At 39.5% G+C, this 20,665-nt stretch carries 19 protein-coding genes and 2 riboswitches; of the genes, 1 reads left to right on the plus strand and 18 read right to left on the minus strand.

Annotated elements, in window-relative coordinates; translation table 11 throughout:
• The first annotated feature begins 8 nt into the window (after positions 1-8).
• Positions 9-800, plus strand: a complete 792-nt coding sequence (thiD, locus tag CO686_RS06435) for a bifunctional hydroxymethylpyrimidine kinase/phosphomethylpyrimidine kinase (RefSeq protein WP_000221725.1) — start codon at positions 9-11, stop codon at positions 798-800.
• Between the two features lie 46 nt (positions 801-846).
• On the opposite strand, the gene thiE is transcribed toward thiD, so the two are convergent.
• The 18 genes from thiE to pyrF all read right to left on the minus strand — a co-directional run bounded on the left by thiE (position 847) and on the right by pyrF (position 20,540).
• Positions 847-1,479, minus strand: a complete 633-nt coding sequence (gene thiE, locus CO686_RS06440) for a thiamine phosphate synthase (protein ID WP_001078196.1) — start codon at positions 1,477-1,479, stop codon at positions 847-849.
• Entirely contained in the window at positions 1,472-2,275 is an 804-nt protein-coding gene (gene thiM / locus CO686_RS06445) for a hydroxyethylthiazole kinase (protein ID WP_001155204.1), read from the minus strand. Before thiM ends, thiE begins: the two co-directional genes overlap by 8 nt.
• Positions 2,275-2,799 carry an energy coupling factor transporter S component ThiW gene (gene thiW, locus CO686_RS06450; protein ID WP_001244058.1) on the minus strand — a complete coding sequence of 175 codons (525 nt, stop codon included), beginning with the start codon at positions 2,797-2,799 and terminating at the stop codon, positions 2,275-2,277. Before thiW ends, thiM begins: the two co-directional genes overlap by 1 nt.
• 3 nt (positions 2,800-2,802) lie before the next feature.
• The gene (gene tenA / locus CO686_RS06455; protein ID WP_000397196.1) at positions 2,803-3,495 is read right to left on the minus strand and encodes a thiaminase II; all 693 of its coding nucleotides are present in this window, start codon (positions 3,493-3,495) and stop codon (positions 2,803-2,805) included.
• 10 nt (positions 3,496-3,505) lie between these two features.
• Positions 3,506-4,156 carry an energy-coupling factor transporter transmembrane component T gene (locus CO686_RS06460; RefSeq protein WP_049549807.1) on the minus strand — a complete coding sequence of 217 codons (651 nt, stop codon included), beginning with the start codon at positions 4,154-4,156 and terminating at the stop codon, positions 3,506-3,508.
• A gap of 1 nt (position 4,157) precedes the next feature.
• On the minus strand, positions 4,158-5,543 hold the full coding sequence (locus CO686_RS06465; protein ID WP_000522143.1) for an ATP-binding cassette domain-containing protein: 1,386 nt from the start codon (positions 5,541-5,543) through the stop codon (positions 4,158-4,160).
• Positions 5,544-6,104, minus strand: coding sequence for an ECF transporter S component (locus tag CO686_RS06470; RefSeq protein ID WP_000915272.1), 561 nt, complete (start codon positions 6,102-6,104; stop codon positions 5,544-5,546).
• 158 nt (positions 6,105-6,262) lie between these two features.
• Positions 6,263-6,351, minus strand: a riboswitch (TPP riboswitch).
• 123 nt (positions 6,352-6,474) lie between these two features.
• Entirely contained in the window at positions 6,475-7,143 is a 669-nt protein-coding gene (locus CO686_RS06475; RefSeq protein ID WP_096753630.1) for a TenA family protein, read from the minus strand.
• 216 nt (positions 7,144-7,359) lie between these two features.
• A riboswitch (TPP riboswitch) is annotated at positions 7,360-7,448 on the minus strand.
• A 148-nt stretch (positions 7,449-7,596) separates the two neighbouring features.
• Positions 7,597-8,733 carry an L-lactate oxidase gene (gene lctO, locus CO686_RS06480; RefSeq protein ID WP_000120742.1) on the minus strand — a complete coding sequence of 379 codons (1,137 nt, stop codon included), beginning with the start codon at positions 8,731-8,733 and terminating at the stop codon, positions 7,597-7,599.
• 326 nt (positions 8,734-9,059) lie between these two features.
• Positions 9,060-12,134, minus strand: coding sequence for a type III restriction-modification system endonuclease (locus CO686_RS06485; RefSeq protein ID WP_096753631.1), 3,075 nt, complete (start codon positions 12,132-12,134; stop codon positions 9,060-9,062).
• A gap of 138 nt (positions 12,135-12,272) precedes the next feature.
• Entirely contained in the window at positions 12,273-12,773 is a 501-nt protein-coding gene (locus CO686_RS06490) for a TIR domain-containing protein (protein WP_227945877.1), read from the minus strand.
• Between the two features lie 11 nt (positions 12,774-12,784).
• The gene (locus CO686_RS06495) at positions 12,785-13,177 is read right to left on the minus strand and encodes a hypothetical protein (RefSeq protein ID WP_084860154.1); all 393 of its coding nucleotides are present in this window, start codon (positions 13,175-13,177) and stop codon (positions 12,785-12,787) included.
• A gap of 3 nt (positions 13,178-13,180) precedes the next feature.
• On the minus strand, positions 13,181-14,839 hold the full coding sequence (locus tag CO686_RS06500; protein ID WP_253665854.1) for a site-specific DNA-methyltransferase: 1,659 nt from the start codon (positions 14,837-14,839) through the stop codon (positions 13,181-13,183).
• Positions 14,840-14,851: 12 nt separating this feature from the next.
• On the minus strand, positions 14,852-15,085 hold the full coding sequence (locus CO686_RS10495) for a hypothetical protein (protein WP_253665842.1): 234 nt from the start codon (positions 15,083-15,085) through the stop codon (positions 14,852-14,854).
• A 56-nt stretch (positions 15,086-15,141) separates the two neighbouring features.
• A complete protein-coding gene (locus tag CO686_RS06505) occupies positions 15,142-15,816 on the minus strand; it encodes a DUF4391 domain-containing protein (protein WP_049489840.1) in 675 nt (224 codons plus the stop codon).
• On the minus strand, positions 15,800-19,066 hold the full coding sequence (locus tag CO686_RS06510; RefSeq protein ID WP_049489839.1) for a helicase-related protein: 3,267 nt from the start codon (positions 19,064-19,066) through the stop codon (positions 15,800-15,802). Before CO686_RS06510 ends, CO686_RS06505 begins: the two co-directional genes overlap by 17 nt.
• Before the next feature lie 109 nt (positions 19,067-19,175).
• On the minus strand, positions 19,176-19,805 hold the full coding sequence (gene pyrE, locus CO686_RS06515; RefSeq protein ID WP_084860156.1) for an orotate phosphoribosyltransferase: 630 nt from the start codon (positions 19,803-19,805) through the stop codon (positions 19,176-19,178).
• A 33-nt stretch (positions 19,806-19,838) separates the two neighbouring features.
• A complete protein-coding gene (gene pyrF / locus CO686_RS06520) occupies positions 19,839-20,540 on the minus strand; it encodes an orotidine-5'-phosphate decarboxylase (protein ID WP_084860157.1) in 702 nt (233 codons plus the stop codon).
• Positions 20,541-20,665: the final 125 nt, after the last annotated feature.

The raw sequence follows: 20,665 nt of genomic DNA on the forward strand, positions 1-20,665 counted from the left end.
GGTTTTAGATGACTTATTTACCCGTTGCTCTGACCATTGCTGGGACAGACCCCAGTGGCGGTGCTGGCATTATGGCTGACTTAAAGTCGTTCCAAGCTAGAGATGTCTATGGAATGGCAGTTGTGACCAGTCTTGTCGCTCAAAATACAAGAGGCGTTCAATTAATCGAGCACGTCTCCAACCAAATGCTGGAAGCTCAATTGGAAAGTGTCTTTTCGGATATCAAGCCTCAGGCTGTAAAAACTGGGATGTTGGCAACTACTGAAATCATGGAGATCATCCAACCCTACCTTAAAAAGCTGGATTGTCCCTATGTGCTGGACCCTGTTATGGTCGCTACAAGTGGGGACACCCTGATAGATACTAGTGCGAGAAGCTACCTAAAAACAAACTTGCTTCCCCTTGCTACCATCATCACCCCCAATCTTCCTGAGGCAGAAGAGATTGTTGGTTTTTCAATCCATGATCCAGAAGACATGCAACGTGCTGGTCGCCTGATTTTAAAAGAATTTGGCCCTCAGTCTGTAGTTATCAAAGGTGGTCATCTTGAAGGTGGTGCCAAGGATTTCCTCTTTACCAAGGAGGAACAATTTGTCTGGGAAAGTCCACGAATTCAAACCTGTCACACCCATGGTACTGGATGTACTTTTGCTGCAGTGATTACGGCTGAACTAGCCAAGGGGAAGACCCTTTATCAGGCAGTCGATAAGGCCAAGGCCTTTATCACAAAAGCCATCCAAGACGCCCCTCAACTCGGTCATGGTTCTGGCCCAGTCAACCATACAAGTTTTAAAGATTAAGAAAAACTCTCTAGTTCCCACTTTAAGGGAATTAGAGAGTTTTTGATTAGGAAATCATGTCATCCAGCTTTGTTAAAAATGCTTGCGTTTTTGCCTCTATATCTTCTGCCTGCATCAAATCACGAACAACGGCTACTCCAGCTATGCCAGTTGCAGCAAGTTGGTCAATATTCTCTGACGTCAAGCCTCCAATAGCAACTACTGGAATGGCGACCATTTGGCAAATGGTTTTCAAGGTTGAAATCAAGGTGATAGGTGCATTTTCTTTGGTAGTTGTCGGGAAAATAGCTCCTGTCCCCAAGTAATCTGCACCCGATGTTTCTGCTTCAAGAGCTCTTTTTACTGTTTTAGCAGTGACACCGAGGATTTTTTCAGGACCCAATACTTGGCGGGCAACCGAAACTGGTAGTTCATCGTCGCCAATATGCAAACCTGCAGCATCGACTGCAAGACAGATATCCAACCGATCATCGATAATCAAGGGCACCTGATAGGCGTCTGTTATTTCCTTGACTTGTTTTGCCAGCTGATAGTATTGGTTGGTGGTGAGATTTTTTTCTCGTAATTGAATGATGGTAACACCTGAACGGCAGGCCGTCTCAACTTTTTCAAGAAAGCTTTCCAAGGAATCTTGGTAGCGATTGGTTACTAGATACAGTCTAAATGCTTCTCTATTCATAAAAGTCTCCTTTGATGGCTTTTAGCCAGTTTTCATCTCTTTTTAGGAGAGAGAGTTGATTGAGAACTTGGTAACGAAAACCTTCCAATCCCATTCCTTGAACAAGAATTCTCTCAGCAGCGATATTGAGATAAGAAACTGCTAGGCAGGAAGCTTCAAAGGCAGTCTTTCCTTGGCTGAGAAAAACGGTTGTCAAGGCTCCAACCAGGTCTCCTGTCCCTGTTATCCAGTCCAATTCTGCACAGCCATTCCTCAATACAGCAACTTGATTTTCTGAAACGATGAGGTCCTTGGGGCCAGTGACTAAAAATGACATACCAGGATAAAGCTGACACCAGTCTTTCAAGACTTGGAGCAAATCCTCAGTTTCTTGATCTTTAGCACTCGCATCGACCCCAACTCCGTGGTGTTTTAAACCAACAAGACTTCGGATTTCCGACATATTTCCTTTAAGGACCGTGGGATTGTATTCTAAAAGATCTGTGACTAGGTCCTTACGAATGGATGAAGCTGCTACGCCAACCGCATCTACTACCATTGGGAGGCCAGCTTGAGCTGCATAAGTAGCTGCCATGCGGATTGCTTTCTCCTTCTCAGCTGACAAATGCCCCAGATTGATAAAGAGAGCTTGGCTTTGTTTGGTAAAATCAAGAACCTCACGGGGATCATCTGCCATGACAGGTTTAGATCCCAGAGCCAAAATTCCATTGGCCAGCATCTCACAGGAAATCTCATTGGTGATGCAGTGAATTAAGGAGCTGGAGGTTAGAGGAAAGGGATTTGTAAATTCCTGCATCAGTCTATCCTTTCTCCAAAGAAATATCCCTGCACTTTTTTAAAGAATTCCTGCTTGATTAAAAATCGAAAGGCAAGAAAAGCTATGGCTGTACCAATCAAGGTTGCTCCAAAAAATCTAGGAGTGTAGATAAACCAGCTAAGCTTGGCCGCAGATCCTGTAAAGAGAACCATGACAGGATAGGAAACAATGGAACCGATAATCCCTGTTCCCAAGATTTCTCCTAGAGCAGAATAGCGAAATTTCCGACCATACTTATAAAAGAGACCTGCAAGGAGGGCTCCAAAAGTAGCTCCTGTTAGGGCCAAAGGGGGAATACCTTGAGTCGTCATACGGATAAAGGCTGTGACTGTAGCCATGACCAAGGCATAAACAGGTCCCATCAAAATCCCTGCAAGAATGTTGACTACACTGGACATTGGTGCCATTCCTTCAATTCGAAAGATGGGTGTAAGTACTACGTCAAGAGCAATCATCATGGATAAAATGGTTAATTTGTGAACTTGTAGTTGGTGGTTTCTCATTTTCTATTTCTTCTCTTTTTCTAAGGATTGCAAATCACTCGTCCAGGTTTGATGTTGGTAAGCCATCTCCCAAAACTTAGCTTCCATGTGGACACTTCGGTGGAAGGCCTCTAGCATTTTTTGTTTGTCTGTCTCGTTGCTTTCGCGATAGAGCTGATTGACCAGGGCTTCTTCCTCTTTAATCTGCTGTTCTAACTCATCGGTGATATAGGTCTCAATCCACTGTTGATAAAGAGGATTCGGGGATGGTTTGCGATTAAGTGCCTTGCCCAAATCATGGTATAACCAAGGACATGGAAGCAAACTAGCAAAAGCAATGCCCAAGTTTGGCTCTGCAAACTGGCGATAAATATGAGAAATGTAATGATAACAGGTTGGAGCGATTGGATGTTGCTCCATTTCCTGGTAGCTGATTCCTAATTCCATGAAAAATTGTTGGCGGATAAACAACTCACCCTCCACTAGACTCTGGGCATTTTGTTTCAAGAGTCTTTTCATCTCTTGGTTTGAAGTCTTATCAGCCAAGAGGTGATAGGCTTCTGAAAAAGACTTCAGGTAGTAGGCATCCTGAATCAGGTAATAGCGGAAAATAGAAGGTTCTAAATTCCCCTCTTGTAACTGTAAAACAAAGGGGTGATGAAAGGAAGCCTGCCAAGCTTCCTTGGATAATTCCATCGCAATATCTGTAAATTCCATAATAACTCCTTTATAGAAATAGGCTGGTTTGAAGCAATAAAAAGAAAAGTAGGTAGATCAATTTTGTCCTCTGAGAAATATAAAAAGTCCGATAACTATTCTCCAACTGTGCATGCTCGTCATATCCATGCGCAGATAGAGCTCTCAGGTAAAGATGGCGCCACCTAAAGACTGTCATCAGAACCTTACTGTAAATCAGGGGAGACCAAACATGCAATTTTTGACCACGCAATAAGCAAGCTTCCTTGAGGGACTTGATTTCTTGTTGAATGAGGGGAAAGGCATTGAATACCACAATTAAGGCATAGGCCCAAGACCGTGATAACCCCTTTTGAGCCAAGTACAAGAGAAGCTCTTTTAAGGAAATACTGGAAACAAAGACAAGACAGATACAAACCGTCACAAAGGCCCTCGTTCCAAGTATCACTGCCTGCGAAGCATCCCCATGTAACTGTACTGCCCAGTAATTGGCAAAAGATGGTAAAATGGCGAGCAAGAGCATCCAAGCCAACAATTTAAATCGACGGTAGTAGAGCATGAAGAGAATGCAAAATGCGACTACTGAAAGATTAAGAGCAATCGAAGGAATGAAAGATGTTTCCAAGGATAAAATTAGAAAGAAGAGACCGATTATCGGTGTCTGGGTTGCTACTTTGACCATACTACTTCACCTCCCCTTGAGTATTGATACTCCGAGATGTGAGAGGTTTGCTGATGGTCACGTCTTTGAGATGACTAAGCCCCTCACTCGTCATCTCAATCCAATAATCAACCACAGAAATCAAGGGATCTAAACGATGGCTAATGATCAGAAAACTTCTTCCTTGATTTCTGTCCTCCAGAATCCACTGACAAAAGTAGTCGCAGGCTCTATCATCCAAACCAGCAAATGGCTCATCTAGCAAGATCACAGAAGCCTTGCTGGTCAAGATGGTCAAAAGCTGAAGAATCTTTTGTTGACCACCACTTAATTGATAGGGACTCTTATCAAGCGCCTGCTCCAGATTAAAATATCGTAAAGCTTGGAGAATCCGCTGATTTCTTTCAGAGTCTGGACTATCTAATTGCAGTTCCTCTCGCAGACTGACTCGGATAAACTGCTTCTCAGCTTCCTGAACAACACCTGTCAAGTCACGATACAAACTCTTTTTCTTTTTCAGGACCGAACCCTTCCAAGTAATGCGCCCTTTATACTTTTGAAATTGAAGAATTGAGCGAAAGAGGGTTGATTTCCCGACACCATTATCACCCAAGATACAAGAAATTCCTTGGTAGAATGTAAAATCAGAAATGGAAAAGAGGGGGCGATAATCTAGCTCACAAGTCGTTCTGTCCATGTGGAATAGTTCTGGGCTAGGAGCAACTTTCTTTGAAGCAACCTGTGTCATCTCAGAGCAAGGGATTTGAAACACCTCCCTTAACTGGCCGTCTCTTAGCTCCACCATATGGTCGATATAGGCTTCATAGTCTGATAAATCATGGTCGCACAGGATGACTGTCTTCCCATTAGAGACCAACTCTTTTAGAATCTCTAGGATCTCTAGCCTACTTTTTCGATCAATGGAAGCAAAGGGTTCATCCAAGAGATAGACCCTAGGGTTCATAGCAAAAAGAACAGCCAGTGCAGCCTTTTGCTTTTCCCCACCTGATAAGTGATGAATGGGACGGTGCAAAATCGCCTTGCAGCGACATTGCTGGACCACCTCTGCTATTTTAGAATCAATTTCCTGAACGAGATGCCCAATATTTTCCAAGGTAAAAATCAGCTCCTCAAACAAGTTCTCCATGGTAAATTGGTGATTGGGATTTTGAAAGAGAATGCCGACCGTCTGAACACGTTCAACGATTGAAAGCTGACTGACCTGGTTTCCATCTATCAGGACTTGACCACTATAGGGTAAGGAAGTGACCTGGGCAATGATTTGAAAGAGACTGGATTTTCCTGAACCACTGCTCCCAACTAACAAGGTAAAAGCTTGCTCATGAAAAGTAAAATCAATCGGCTCCGAAAAGATTGGGGATTGAATCCCTCTTAATTCCAGGCCCATCTATGCCTTTCCTCCAGCTGCAAACTGATGATAGAGTTTGACAATGGCACGAACCAAAATGGTACAGAAGAAAAAGACGGAAATAAAACGCACCACCAGCAAGGAAAGGACAAAAGGAAGGGAGAAGGCATAGTAACCTAATTTAATGTATTCATAGACAAAGCTAAAAAGGGTAATCCCAATACTATTAGCAGTTAGAGAGAGCCAACTTTCATAGCGATTCTTGGTTACGAGAAAACCAAATTCACTTCCCAGACCTTGAACCAAGCCAGACAAAAGAGCTCCTAGACCGAATTGGCTACCATAAAGGACTTCAGCAAGTGCAGCAAGCACTTCTCCAATCGTTGCACTTCCGACTCTTGGAACAAAGATAGCTGCAATGGGTGCAGCCATACACCAGAGACCAAAGAGAATTTCATTGGCAAAGGCCTGCAAACCAAGAGGGGCCAAGATCAGGGTGAGAATATCAAACAGATAGCCTGAACCCACAAAAACGCCACCAAAAAAGATAGACAAGAAAGCAAGCAAGATAACATCTTTTAACTGCCATTTTTTCAACATAAAAAACTCCTTTTTTAAAGAAAAGTGGGGCATTCAAGGTGAGCTACCGAAAGGCTTGCCGTCAAGCCTATCCTCTTTTGATAAACAAAAAAACTCCAATTACAATTAAGAATTAGAGTTTACCTTACAAGATTAGACAGTTCTTTTCGACATACGAAAAAAACCTTTTCACATTTCCCTTCGCCAGTCTTAACTGTATCAGGTTCAATGGGTATCATCTCAGCCTAAGGCACCCCAAATGTCTTTATTATTTTATTACTGGACCAGTATAACAGAAATTGAAAGCCCTAGCAAGATATTTGACTGGAAAATATATTTATATAGTTTGTTTGTTCATTCTTTTAATCTACATAAAAGTATTGAATCTGTCCTATAATTCATAACCGATATTAAAAAAGGCTAATTCCAAAGCAACTGCTTGATTCCAGCGTTGCTGAAGTTCTGTCAAATCTTCTCGATTTTTCCCGACACGATTAAGTTCATCAACCAGAAATTGAACCCACTCTGTAAAGAAAGGACCTCTGTGGAGATTGACCCATTCTAAATGAATATAGGCTTCAGGTAGAGCCAAATCTTTAGAACCCCAGTCTAAATAGAGACCTTCTGCAATGACCAGCATGACCAAAAGATGAGCATAGTCTGATGAAGTCACAGCAGAATACATTAGCTCCTGAAACGCTTTTGTTATAGGGTGCAAGGTCACTTCTAGATAGTCATTCTCTGCTACTTTTAACTCTTTGAAAGCCTTTTGGAAATAACCATCTTCATCTGCTTCAAGAAAGCCTAATTGCTTGGCAAAACGAAGTTTGGATTCAAGCTGGTCTGCGTGAGCTACACAGGCACCCAGCATGGATAAGAAGGCATCAAAGAAATGATAATCCTGAATCAGGTAGTCTTTAAAGACCTTATTCTCAATTGTCCCCGCAAAAAGTTCCTTAACAAAACGATGATTGATTGCAGCCTGCCAATCCTTCTGATTGCTTTTTAATAATTCTCCAACGGTCAAACCCGGCTCAAATGCATAGTCTTGTGTTTCCATATTTACTTTTCCTCTCTTTACTCGTTCGTAATCAACAAAATACCAAGAAAATCCTAGTTTTACTTGACCTTTTTAAAGAAAAGTGGGGCATTCTAGGAGAGCTACCGAAAGACTTGCCGTCAAGCCTATCCTCTTTTGATAAACAAAAAAACTCCAATTACAAACGAGAATTAGAGTTTAGCTTACAAGATTAAACAGTTTCTTTCGACATACGAAAAAAACCTTTTCACATTTCCCTTCGCCAGTCTTAACTGTATCAGGTTCAATGGGTATCATCTCAGCCTAAAGCACCCCAAATGTCTTTATTATTTAATTACTGGACCAGTATAGCAAAAAATGAAAGCCCTAGCAAGATATTTGACCGAAAAATATATTTATATAGTTTCTAATAACGATTGAATCTTTCTATACACGAAGAAAAACCTCCACATCAGGTGGAGGCCGTCTTCTTTATCAATACAATTTTAAGTCACGTGGGTCAACTGGGAAGGTTGGATTGTATGGGTTGTGACGGAGTTTGAAATGTTTGACATCCTCAATAGTCTGAGTTCCAGATAACTGCATGACTGTCTTCAATTCTGCATTCAAGTGCTCAAAGACTTGACGCACACCAACACTACCACCGAGAGCCAAACCATAGATCACAGGGCGACCAATAGCTACCAAGTCTGCTCCTGAAGCCAAGGCTTTAAAGACGTGTTGACCGCGACGAACACCAGAGTCAAAGACAATTGGCACACGTTTATCAACTGCTTCTGCTACTTCTTGAAGTGAGTCAAAGGCAGCTGGCCCACCGTCGATTTGGCGACCACCGTGGTTGGTTACCCAGATACCAGAAGCACCTGCGGCAAGCGAACGTTCAACGTCCTCACGGCATTGAGGCCCCTTGACATAGACAGGAAGTCCTGAGTATGTAGCGATAAATTCGACATCACGTGGAGACAAGCGTTGTTTAGCTGATTTGTAAACAAAGTCCATGGATTTTCCAGCACCTTCTGGCAGGTATTCCTCAACAATCGGCATGCCAACTGGGAAGACAAAACCATTGCGCTTATCGACCTCACGATTCCCCCCTACAGTTGCATCTGCCGTCAAGACAATCGCTTTGTAGCCTTCAGCCTTCACACGGTCCATGATATGGCGGTTAATTCCATCATCCTTACTAAAGTAAAATTGGAACCAATGAGGTGTTCCTTGAAGAGCTTCCGTAATTTCTGGAAGGTCAACGGTAGAGTAGGAACTAGTTGTATAGAGAGAACCAAATTCATGCACACCACGCGCAGTAGCTACTTCCCCCTGCTCATTTGCCAATTTATGAGCCGCAACAGGTGCCATAATAATTGGTGAAGATAATTTTTCACCTGCAAATTCAATCTCTGTACTTGGATTTTCAACATCACAAAGCGTATGAGGAACGATGAGTTTGTGGTTAAAGGCACGGATGTTCTCGCGTAAAGTGAAAGTATCCTCTGCTCCACTAGCGATATAACCAAAGGCAGCTTTAGGAATGACTTGTTGCGCCATTGGCTCCAAATCATAGGTGTTAATAAAATCTACAGGTCCTTCTGCATTGCTTGTTTTATATGACATAAAGTGTCCTCCTTATTAAGTAAGCGTTTACTTTATCTTACATTAACTATCTTACTTCTTTTTCAGAATTTTTTCAAAAATTTTGTCTGGAAATTTCAAACTGATTATCTGAATATGCCCCAAAAAAGAGAGGACTCTCATTCTACCATTATCCTATATTCATCTTACCTTTAGAAACCTTTGTTTTATTGCCCACATATAAAAAATCAGATAATCCTAGTGACTACCTGATTTTTTATGTTTTATAATCTATCTAATAAAACTACTATTGGAATTATTGAACAAAATACTTTCACATAGTAAATTATTATCGAGAAATCATCATACTATTTCACTAAGCCCAGCAACTCCTCATAACTAGAAACAACGCCATAAATATATTGATCACTAATTAGTCCCGCCTTAACTAAAGCTTTAAAATGAACACGAGCACAATCGATTTTACCTTTTTCAGATTGTTTTAATTGAAGACTAGACATAGAACCCTTGGTTTCTGCTACAAAATAGATATGCTTTACACTACCTTCTCTAAATGCTATCGCCCAATCAGGATTGTAATCTCCAAGAGGTGTAGAAATTTTAAACTTCCCAGGTAGTTTTACATATACTCGAACATCCTCATACTGCTCTAAGGATTCTTTAAACTTACGCTCGATATCTGAATCCACCTTTACAAAGTTATAGATTCCCTTCGTAGATTCCAGCAAATGATCATCCGAAAGTTTCGCTGTTTCTGCATTATCGTAGAATAAATCCAAATCGTATTCATCTTCTAAAATATTGTATTGAATATGCTTGATTATTTGAGCTGCTTTTTGCTCATTAATCAACTTCGATACTTTTAAAATAAATTCTTCTGGGTTTTGTTTGAACTTTTCAAACTTATCAACTTTAATCTTACTCAGAATTTCTGCTACTACTTTACGAGTTAGACCTGTATGATCTGCTACTTCTCCTAACAAATCATACTGAGTCGCAATTTGACTATTTTCGATATACTCCTGAGAACGAGCATTTTCTCCAACATCTAGTTTCAAACCTTCTTTTGTCATTTGATCTGCACTGGCTTGGGTAATATTGTACACTGGTTGACTGACCACTAGCTTCTCATTAATATAAGCAACAGACTGCTCTATTAGCTCAGTATCATCAAAAGTAACTTGATAAGCTGTTTTACGATTAATCTGATTCCAAAGTGACAAGAATTCTTTTCGAGCGATATTTTCTTTATTTACTTCCTCAGAGAACTGCACTGTTGTATTGTTTGCATTTTCGATCTCATATTTTCCAGGCTGGTAGATACTTTCAAGTACTTCAACAACTTGTTTCTCAAAGCCAGGAAGTGTATCTGATAAGTTCAACAGATTATTTTCCTTGGCAGTAAAATAATTTGCAGTCAGTTGACCTTTCTTATCAATATATCCCTGACTAATCAAATCAAACTGAATGGACTCTGCCTGCTCTTTGGTGATTCTAACCTTTTCTCCTGCTTCGTTTTCGATTACTTTATTTTCAAATAAGGCAACATCAACTTTTACAGGACGATCAGCTAACAACTCTTTCAACTCTGCTTGTAGCCCACGCGCAAATTGATCATAGCTTTCATTTGCAATGATAGTCAATTTGTTGATTTCATGGACTTCACTCTTTAAAAGTTCCGAATCTTGACGTACACCATCTTGATCCACGGCCAAACGCATCCCACGGCCAATCTCTTGTCGTTTCCGTGTCTCTGCTGATGACTTCTTTAAAGTACAGATTTGAAAAACATTGGGATTATCCCAACCTTCTTTTAAGGCTGAATGCGAGAATAGAAAGCGTACTGGTTCCTCGAAACTCAACAAACGTTCCTTATCTTTCATGATCAAATCATAGGCATCTTTATCATTTGATGAATTGCTTTTCTTTTCACTAGCAGATTTGTAATCCACAAATACCGTCTTATCTGACTTTTTCACTTTATCAACTGAAAAGTAACCCGCATGAACTGCATTGCCATCAAGATGAGATTCCAAATAACGATAATAAGAAGAGGGTTCTTGAGTCTGTAAGAATTGTCTAACTTGACTTTCATACTCATTTTCAAAGATTTGAGCATACTCCCCATTGTGAGGATCATTTTGTGCATCATATTGCTTATATTTTGCAACCTCATCAATGAAGAAAAGAGAAAGAACCTTAATTCCACGATTATAAAGTCTACTTTCTTTCTCTAGGTGACTCTTAATGGTCTCACGAATTTGAATTCTCCGCATACTCGACTCATCCACTTCACCCATGACCTCTCCAACATATAATTCCTGCGTCGCTCCGACTTGGATTTTATTGTCTCTTGCGTTAAATTGACTCAATGTCATACCTTGATAGGAAGACAGATTACCCGATTCAGCATAAAGGTCAAAAGGTTCTTCAATTATCCTTGTTTTACGTTTTACGCCCGACTGAGTTCTTACCTCGAACTCTATCTTAGCCTTTGGAGAACCAGATTTCTGAGGAAGGAGTTCTTGCAAATACAGATAACCTTGTGTCCCAGTTGTTCCAGCTTGTTCGATAGCCTTCACCGCAATTTTCTTAACCAATTTTTGATTATAGGCATCCATGGCATCCAATCGATAAACCATGTCATACTTTTCTTTATGAGTAGCCGAATATCGAAGGGTAAAGAGAGGCTTAAAGTCTTTTAGTCGTTCTTTGGTCTGCTTACCTTCAACAGACTGGGGCTCGTCGATAATCATGATTGGGTTCATGGCTGCTAATACGTCAATTGGACGACGCCAGCGAAAACTTTCCTGCTCTGCATGGATCCGTCTGGCATCTTTCCCTTTGGCATTAAAAGCCTGGGAGTTGATGACCATGATTTGGAGGTCCGACGAGTTAGCAAAACTATCTAGATCTCCTAGACGGGAGGAGTCATAGACAAAATAGCGTGGTTGCTTCCCATATTCCATCTGGAAGTGACTTGTCATAATCTGTAAAGACTTGAGAACCCCTTCACGTATAGCAACACTCGGAACAACAATAATAAACTTGAGCCAGCCATAGCGTTTATTTAGCTCCATAATGGTACGGATATAGGTATAGGTTTTCCCCGTTCCTGTCTCCATCTCTATAGAAAAATTGTAGGCTGGACGATCTGCTACCATATCGACCGAAAGGATTTCAGAAGGTCGTAATCCCAAACGAGTTTGTACGGCATGAACATTGCTTCGAATAGCTTCCTGGTCCAATTGAATCGGAGCATTTCGATAAGCATCCAATACCAAATCCACCTCATCTGACTTTTGACGACCTGGATCAGCCATATACCTGATTCCAGTTTGCTTGTTCTGCCCTTGAAATATGTCTGCAATGGCACTAACCGCATCCAATTGAAATTGTTGTTCTTTAAATTGTAGTTTCATAATTTATTTTCTTCAATTCTTATCTTTTTCCAGTAATTATAAAGCACAATCACTTAATTAAATTATTTCAAATATCGTGAATCTTAATTAATATATCTCTTTGATATTTCCTATTTAGTTTATTACTAATAATCTTAGCTACCATGTAGATGGTTTATGTGCAATAGCGCACTCTATTAATTCTTCCATTTTACTTTGAATATCTTCATAAACAAACTTTGAAGTAGAGAATGGAGAATTATAGCATCGGACATAACTTGATAACGATTTGCCAGTTCGAGATAATACAAAATTATCAAATGGATTTCTTCCTTGATTACTTTGGTTTCCAAATCTATCCTTTAAATTATGAATATATATTCCTACTATACCTTTATTCAACTCAATCGCTTTTTTAATTTCATAGTTGATCCATTTACGTTCAGCAGTCTTCTCACCAATCAAAACAACCACACATGAACGCTTTGCCATTTGACTATCTATCCAAAATTTTATCATTGCATCAGATTTTAATTTTACTTCTTCCCAATCATTATCAGAAAAAGTAGAATCACCTGATACTATACCCATATTTCTAACTTGAGATGCTCGCCAGTTATCATTGCCATAATGGAAGCTAAAAAATACTTGTCTTTTCATAATTCCCTCACTTATCTAACAACAACTATAAGAATCAATGTAGAAATAACTATTAAACCATAGGTATACTTTAAAATTGGACGAAAAAGTGTTATCAGAAGATCTCCCTCTTCTCTTTTTGGAGTCATTCTAAAATCTGTTTCTTTATCACTTAATCTTACTTCATCGTATAAACATCTATACTGTCGTTCTAGTAACAAGTAATAAGCATCATGAAACCAAAACAATATAGTTACAAACAAAATTAAAAGAAGTATATACCACATACTAGTATTACTAAACCAAAATGCAAATAAGGCACCTATGGAAGTGAACGACCATCCTTTAACGACAAAAGAATTCTTACCCATCCGTTCAATGATAGCTTGTATCATCTCTAAATGTTTTACTTTGTGTTCACTCATAGTCTACACTACCTTCACTTTCGTATTAGGTGATAATTCCTTAAATATTTCACTTACGTTAATTTTATCTGCTGAATTGGCAAATGAGCTATCACGGAAAACAGCACGGAGTGGTTGTTCTTGCGCAATGTATCGGATGACTTCTTCCGATATATCATCTTCAAAGCAGGCCATAAGGGAACCCTGATCTACATCATAGACTTCTGCTCCTGCTACATTCTTCAAATCAATCGCTAAGGATAATTCCATTCCCCATGTCAACATAACTTGGAAGAGCAAATCAAGTCCAGAACGTCCTTCCTTGATATTGGATACACTATCAAAAAGTTCCCCTTGGATGAATTGATCTGGTCGAGCTAAAACATCCTTGAAATTTGAAGAGTCTAGTTTGTAAGCTTTAAAACCAAAGTCTTGCTTGCCAACCAACTCTGGGTGTTCTTCCTGAATCTTTGCAGCAGCACGACGAATCCGCTCACGCGAAATCTGATCGATAGTTTCATATCCAGCTTCTTTCGCAGCAGACTTTTCAGCTACTTCCTCATCTAAAGTACACAAGATAAACTTACGGTTGCCTCCATCTTCCGCATTCAGTTGCATGACTGCATCAGCTGTCGTAGCAGAACCACCAAAAAAGTCTAAGATTAATTCCCCACCTAAAGTCCCATATTTACTGAATTTTTTTATCAATTCTACTGGTTTAGGATAATCAAATACTTTTTGACCATCAAATAAATTCATAATTTCTGAAGTTCCGGTTTTAGTAGTACCAACATCTAAAAATAAAGAGCTAGGTGTTTTTTTGTCTCCCTTTGAAATTCTTTCTTCATAGTATAATTTTCGTTTTGGAGCAGAAGTATCATTAACACCAAATTTGATTCTCCCCTCTTCCATCAATTTAGACATTGTCTCTCTATTATATGCCCAAATTCTTCCATTTGGTGGATAGTACTCCTCACCTGTATAGGGATTCAATATCGGATAAACTGTGTCTCCTCCAATATGATTAGCATCAAGCGGCACTAACTTCCATGGCCCTCTAGGATCATTGTCCGGATTTGAATATCCATTTTTATCAATATCATCACCACCAAAAATTAGGTTCGATCGATTTTTGGAATAAATTAAGTTATGGTTATGATTCCATGATATTTCACCATCATTTGAGATCGATGTCCTAGACTGCCAAATTACATTAGCAACAAAATTCTCCTCCCCAAATATCTCATCACACATAACTTTTAGGTTCGCTTGTTCATTATCATCTATGGAAATAAAGATGACACCTGAATCCTTGAGGAGGTTACGCGCTAGACGAAGGCGTGGATACATCATATTTAGCCAGTCTGAGTGATAGCGAGCCGAAGTCTTTTCATTTGGTCGTAAACCAATAACTTGGCGTCCTTCTTCATCCAAAAGCTCCATATCTTCCTTCAACTCTTCATCTGTTTTTTGGAACTTATCAGAATATACAAAGTCTTTCCCTGTATTATAAGGTGGATCGATATAAATCATATCGATTTTTCCGAGATAGGATTCTTGTAAGATTTTCAAGACTTCTAAGTTATCCCCAGTGATAAAGATATTTTCACTCTTATCAAAGTCAACACTCTCATCAAGGTCTGGTCGTAAGGTTTTGGTAGTAGGTCGTCCAGCTTCTGCGATGGCTTCACGCTTTCAAACCCAGGTAAAGTCATAGGACTCCCTTCCATCAACAATTTCCTCTGATAAAAACTGTTTCAGTTTCTCAAAGTCAATTGCAGGGCGAAGTCTTCCGTGTTTATCTCTTTTTTCTGTTAAAACTTCTGGAAAGAGTTGGCCAATTTTTGAAATATTATCTGTGAAAACATCTCTGGAGCCTACTTTTAAAAGATAGAGGCCGGTATGTTCACCTTTGTATTGTTCTGTCATATGTAACCTTTCTTATAATGGTTTCTGTGTACTTGTCTATAGTATACAAGTAATCCTTATTCTAATTCTTGGATTTGTTTAAGAACTGCCTGGTAGTCTTTCTTTACTTCCATCTGCTTTCTCATCGATTTTTCTGTATACATTTGTTTCTTAAGACGTTGAGCTTGCTTTTCCAGCTTTTCTAGCTGTTCAGTCAGTTCAACCGATTCTTTCAAGTTATCTCCCAACTTACTTTGAAGCTGGTCTTTCCCTGTTTCCTTAATCAGCATTTCATAAACTTGATCTAAGTCATTGCCTTCAAATTGGATCTGGCAATCCTCTTGTGTACGGAAACAACGGACAATTTTGAAATGTCTTCCATCTTTTTCTTGTGCCAGAGCTTCCTTGTAATGAATCAAGAGCTCTTCCTTTCCCAAAGGAAACTTAAGAATAAAGACTGTATAAAGACCAAGTCGTTCATCTAGTTTTTCTAGCAAACTGGTTGTAAACTCTTGATGATTAAGGTGAATTTCTAAGACTAAGATCTGCTTAACGATGTTTCCCACAGGAATATTCGTCGTTTGCAAATCTATTTGGTGGGTAATCTGAATGAGTTGAATCTGATCTCGTAATTCTTGCTTTTCCTGTTTGCTCAGAGCTAGGTTATCAAAAAAATCACGATTGCCCTTTTTATGGGGTCTGTAGAGCACATGAGGAGTTGGCAAACAAGTATAATCAGGAAACTGTATCATAACTTTCTCCTTTTAGCAGGGCAAAGAAACAAATAAGTTCAAAGTCATCCATCCCCTCAATGCCGGTATTCATCAAATTAACCGTTCCAAAATTGAAAAGTGCATCCATGGTAGACAGATGATCCTGTTCCATCAGTTGTTCAATAGCCTGCTGTAATAGCTTGGAATATCCAGACATCTCTTTCCCGTCTTTTGTTTGACGGTTATACTGATTCACCAGAGATTGCAATGGTTGCGTCTTGCCACGACATAGACTTCCCAATAGATCTAAAATCTTTTTGCTCTCTTCCGGAGAAACCACCAAATCTCCTGCACTATTTACATAGAGGATATAATATGGATGAAGTTGATTCTTCTGATTCTTACCTCTAAGTTCGTCTTTATTTTTTAAAACAAAGATTGCTCCTTCTGCTTCCTTATTCTCAACTGACAAGATGGCTTGCAGACCTTTTGGTACTTTTTCCAATTCAGGATGGCTTTCGAGATACTTCAGAAGATCCATTCGGTAGTCTTCCAATCCTAGATCCATGATGGATATCCCTTCACTCATCTCTTCTAAATCGACAACTTCATTTCTAAGACGCTCTAGTTGTTTCTTACGATAGTTATTATCTTCTATCTCTTCACTAGAAAGAACGTTATCATCTGCGGTAGATGTGAGGACGGATATTTTCATACGTGATTCAACACGAGATTTAAGATCGATGTATTCATCTAACTCAATATTGGGCCAAAAGTTTACAAGCTGAATAAACTTATTTTTACTCCCTATCCGATCCACACGTCCAAAACGTTGAATGATCCGAACAGGATTCCAATGAATATCGTAATTGACCATCATGTCTGCATCCTGCAGGTTTTGTCCTTCAGAAATAACATCTGTTGCAATCAAGACATCAATCTCTCTTTGATCATCCGGAAATAGGAGATTCCTATCTTTTGATTGTGGTGAAAAATAAGTCAAAAGGGAATTGAGGTCTCGATGGTTCGTTTTTAGCGTTGTTTCAAATCCTTTTGTACCAGAAATCTGTGCCGTATGAAGTCCGTATTTATCTAGTACATATTGGCTAATATGTTTATAGAGATAATTAGTGGTCGTCGCAAAGGCAGAAAAGATAATGAGTTTTTTGTTGCCTTCATTGATTGGATGAGTCATTTTTTCGTCAATCAGCTGATAGAGTGTTTGCAATTTTTTATCTTCTGCAGGAGTGATTTGATCGATCAGTTCTTCTAATTCCAGCAAAATTGCTTGATCTTTCTCTAACTCCAATTTCCAACTGCGATAGTCCATATCTTTCAAAGCTATTCTATTCTTCTTCCCGATAAAGACATCTAAGTTGCTATCTTCTAAATCAAAATCATCTTCATTTAAAACGGGCACTCCAGATAAATCATCTAAACCTGTTCGCTCATATGTTGAAATAGCTTTTAAAGTCTCATCTACATATGATTTAACGACATCGATTAGGGTATAACGAAAAGCTGCCACAGAACTTTCCAAGCGTTTAAGCAGATTGATCATCATCAGCTTTTTCATGCCCGACTCACGACCCAGTTGAGTCAGATTGGCTTTATTCCCTGATAATGTTATTTCGTATTTATCACGCTTTGAGGGATAGATATAAAGTGAAGGTTGGTAAATAGTTAACTGTAGCTGATCTAACAACTGGTATAACTTTTTATAGGTCACATCTAGATCAGACACTGTCAAATCAGGTTCAAAGTTTCTTGGTTTCAGACGTTCTGGAAAATCTCCAATTGCTTTTCGATCATAAAATTCTCGGATGTGTTTACGACTACGAGCAATCGTCACACTATCCAGAACTTTAAAGAAATCAAAGTCTAAAGTCGATAATAGTTTATCTGTCGTTCGCTCTTCAGCTGGTAAATCTGCCCATTTGTTATAGGCCAACTGAGCATTCCGAAAAATATCATTAATGGACGACTGTGTATCTAATTTTCCATCTATTTGCTCTACATCCCCTTCATAGGCTAAAGCGATTTGATTTTTTAGATCATTAAAGCGATTATTAACTGGAGTGGCTGATAACATCAGTACCTTAGTAGGAACACCTGATTTGATAATTCGATTCATTAATCGGCTGTAACGATTTTCACGTCCCTCCGCTTGATCACTTTCACTGGATCCACCATTACGGAAATTATGAGACTCATCAATAACCACTAAGTCATAATTTTCCCATTTATTAAGGGCAAGGTCTATTCCATTAGAAGTCCCTTTATCTCGACTTAGATCAGTATGATATAAAACATCGTAAATGAGATGACGATCATAAATCGGGTTGTTGACATAGTCATGTCGGTACATGTTCCAGTTGTTTTCTAACTTTTTCGGACACAAGACTAAAATTCGTTTCCCACGATAGGCATAGTAGGTCATGACCGCTAAAGCTGTAAAGGTCTTTCCTAACCCCACCGAATCTGCTAAAATACAGCCGTTATACTTTTCAAGTTTTGAAATGATTGATTTTACCGCATCTTGTTGGAAATCATAAAGAAGATTCCACAACTTGGTATTTTTATAGCCAACCTGTTCATTTGGCGTATAGTCATCGTTGAGATTCTCTAGAAACTCACTAAAGAGATTAAAGAGCAATACATAGTAGAGGAATTCAGGGGAATGCTCTTTGTGAGCTAAATTGAGAGTTTCTAAGAATTCTTCTGTCACATCACGAAAATACTCATCATCTTGCCAGAAACTATCAAATTCATCTAGATAGGATAAACTCAATGGAGCATGGTAGATATGCCGTGTGGTTTTGAACAAAGAAGAATCATAGCCCAATTCTTTTCGATCAAAGTTTTTGAGTCGATCCACAGCGACAGTATCATCATCCGTTTCTATCCGCATACCATTTGGCATCTCATCGGTTTCAATGTTTATAGATTTAAAACGTGCCTTTTTCCTGATCCAGTCTGCACATTCTCTAGCGATTGCTTTTTGAGTTAATTCATTCATTAACTTCAGTTCATAACGTCCTCCAAAAATAGACTGCTCTCGCTCTTTTTTGGGGATCGTATATTCACGATATCCAACTCTCGTCTCATCAGTCACAAAGGTTGGATTTGTAAAGATAAATTTCAACTCCTCGATCGTTTCAAGTTCTTCCTTTAACTGTTGAAAGGCAAACATCGAAAAAGTCGCTGCTGCAATTTTGACCTTGCTTCCAGGTTTTATTTCTTTCTTTAATTCATCTCCTAAACGAATACTACGATTATCAATTTCCATCCTAACCTTCTTCAATCACACTTATTTTTTTGTAAAAACGCTATCAATATAATTCTATCATAAAAATGAAAAAGAGGCTTGCTATTTCTTACAAGCCTTAGTTATTTTATTATCCTTGCCAATTTTCTTGGTCTTCTTTAAAGCGTTTTAGGAGGTCGAGTCCTTCTGGCGTGATGTAACCTTCTTCTTGGGCTAGGTGGATCAGTTCACTGTAGTTAGAAAGTGTCACCAATTTCACATCAGCATCCGCAAAGTTCTTATCTGCTTTTGGCAATTGATAACTGAAGATTGCTACGACACCAAGAACATCGGCTCCTTCGCGTTTAGCAGCTGCTACGGCTTCAAGAACAGAGCCACCCGTTGAAATGAGGTCTTCAACAACAACCATCTTTTGCCCCTGAGCTACTCGGCCTTCGATTTGGTTTCCTGCACCGTGGTCTTTTGGTTTGCTACGGATGTAGGCAAAAGGCAAGTTCATCTTGTCAGCGATGATAGCTCCGTGTGGAATTCCTGCTGTCGCAGTTCCTGCAATCACTTCTACTTCTGGAAATTCTGCTTTAATAGCTTCCACAAAACCATTTTCAATCAAGGTACGAGTTTCTGGATAGGCAAGCGTCACACGGTTGTCAGTATAAATCGGCGATTTGATACCAGATGCCCAAGTGAAAGGCTCCTCTGGTTTGAGGTAAACGGCTTGGATTTTCAAGAGGTGGCTAGCGATATCTTTAGCAAGTGTCATAGTATTCTCCTTTTGTTTTTATAATCTATTTCTTTAATTTCTGTCTTGGTTCCATTCATCCTTGATAGCATGATAAGCTGTAACAGGATCTTCAGCTTGGGTAATGGGACGTCCCACTACGATATAGTCACTACCGATTTGATAGGCGTCCGCTGGTGTCATGACGCGTTTTTGGTCTCCTACCGCAGCTCCCGCTGGACGAATTCCCGGTGTCAAACAGATAAAATCTTTGCTTGTTGCTTCTTTGATAAGCTTGACTTCCTGAGCTGAGCAAACGACACCATCCAAGCCCGCTTCAGCTGTCTTCTTGGCATAGTGAATCACAGACTCTTGCAGGCTGGTTTGGATATTTTGAAAATCCTGCATCTGGCTTTCCGACGTTGATGTAAGCTGGGTCACAGCGATCAATTTGGCTTGTGTCCCTAGACCTTCACGCGCAGCCTTCATCATCTCCACACCACCAGCAGCATGAACATTGGTCATGTCTACACCAAGCTGAGATAAGACCTTCATAGCCGATTTAACTGTATTGGGAATGTCATGTAGCTTGAGGTCCAGAAAGACACTATGCCCCAGTGACTTCAAATAACGGACAACTTCTGGACCTTCCGCATAATAAAGCTCCATCCCTACTTTTAGATAAAGACTTTCTTCTGCTGGGAAAAGAGATAAAAATTCCTTGACCGCCTCAAAACTAGGAAAATCAAGAGCAATAACTGGACGATGTTCACGCATACCTTTCTCCTTTTACCTTTACGAGCAAGAGAGTATGGTCAAAAATAAACCACGAAAAAAGGAACCTGCCAACAGCAAGGTTCCACGAAAAATGGGTAGTCTCCACCCTTTCACCGTCTAACCTT

It is taken from the genome of Streptococcus oralis, from assembly GCF_002386345.1.
Classification (GTDB): domain Bacteria; phylum Bacillota; class Bacilli; order Lactobacillales; family Streptococcaceae; genus Streptococcus; species Streptococcus oralis_S.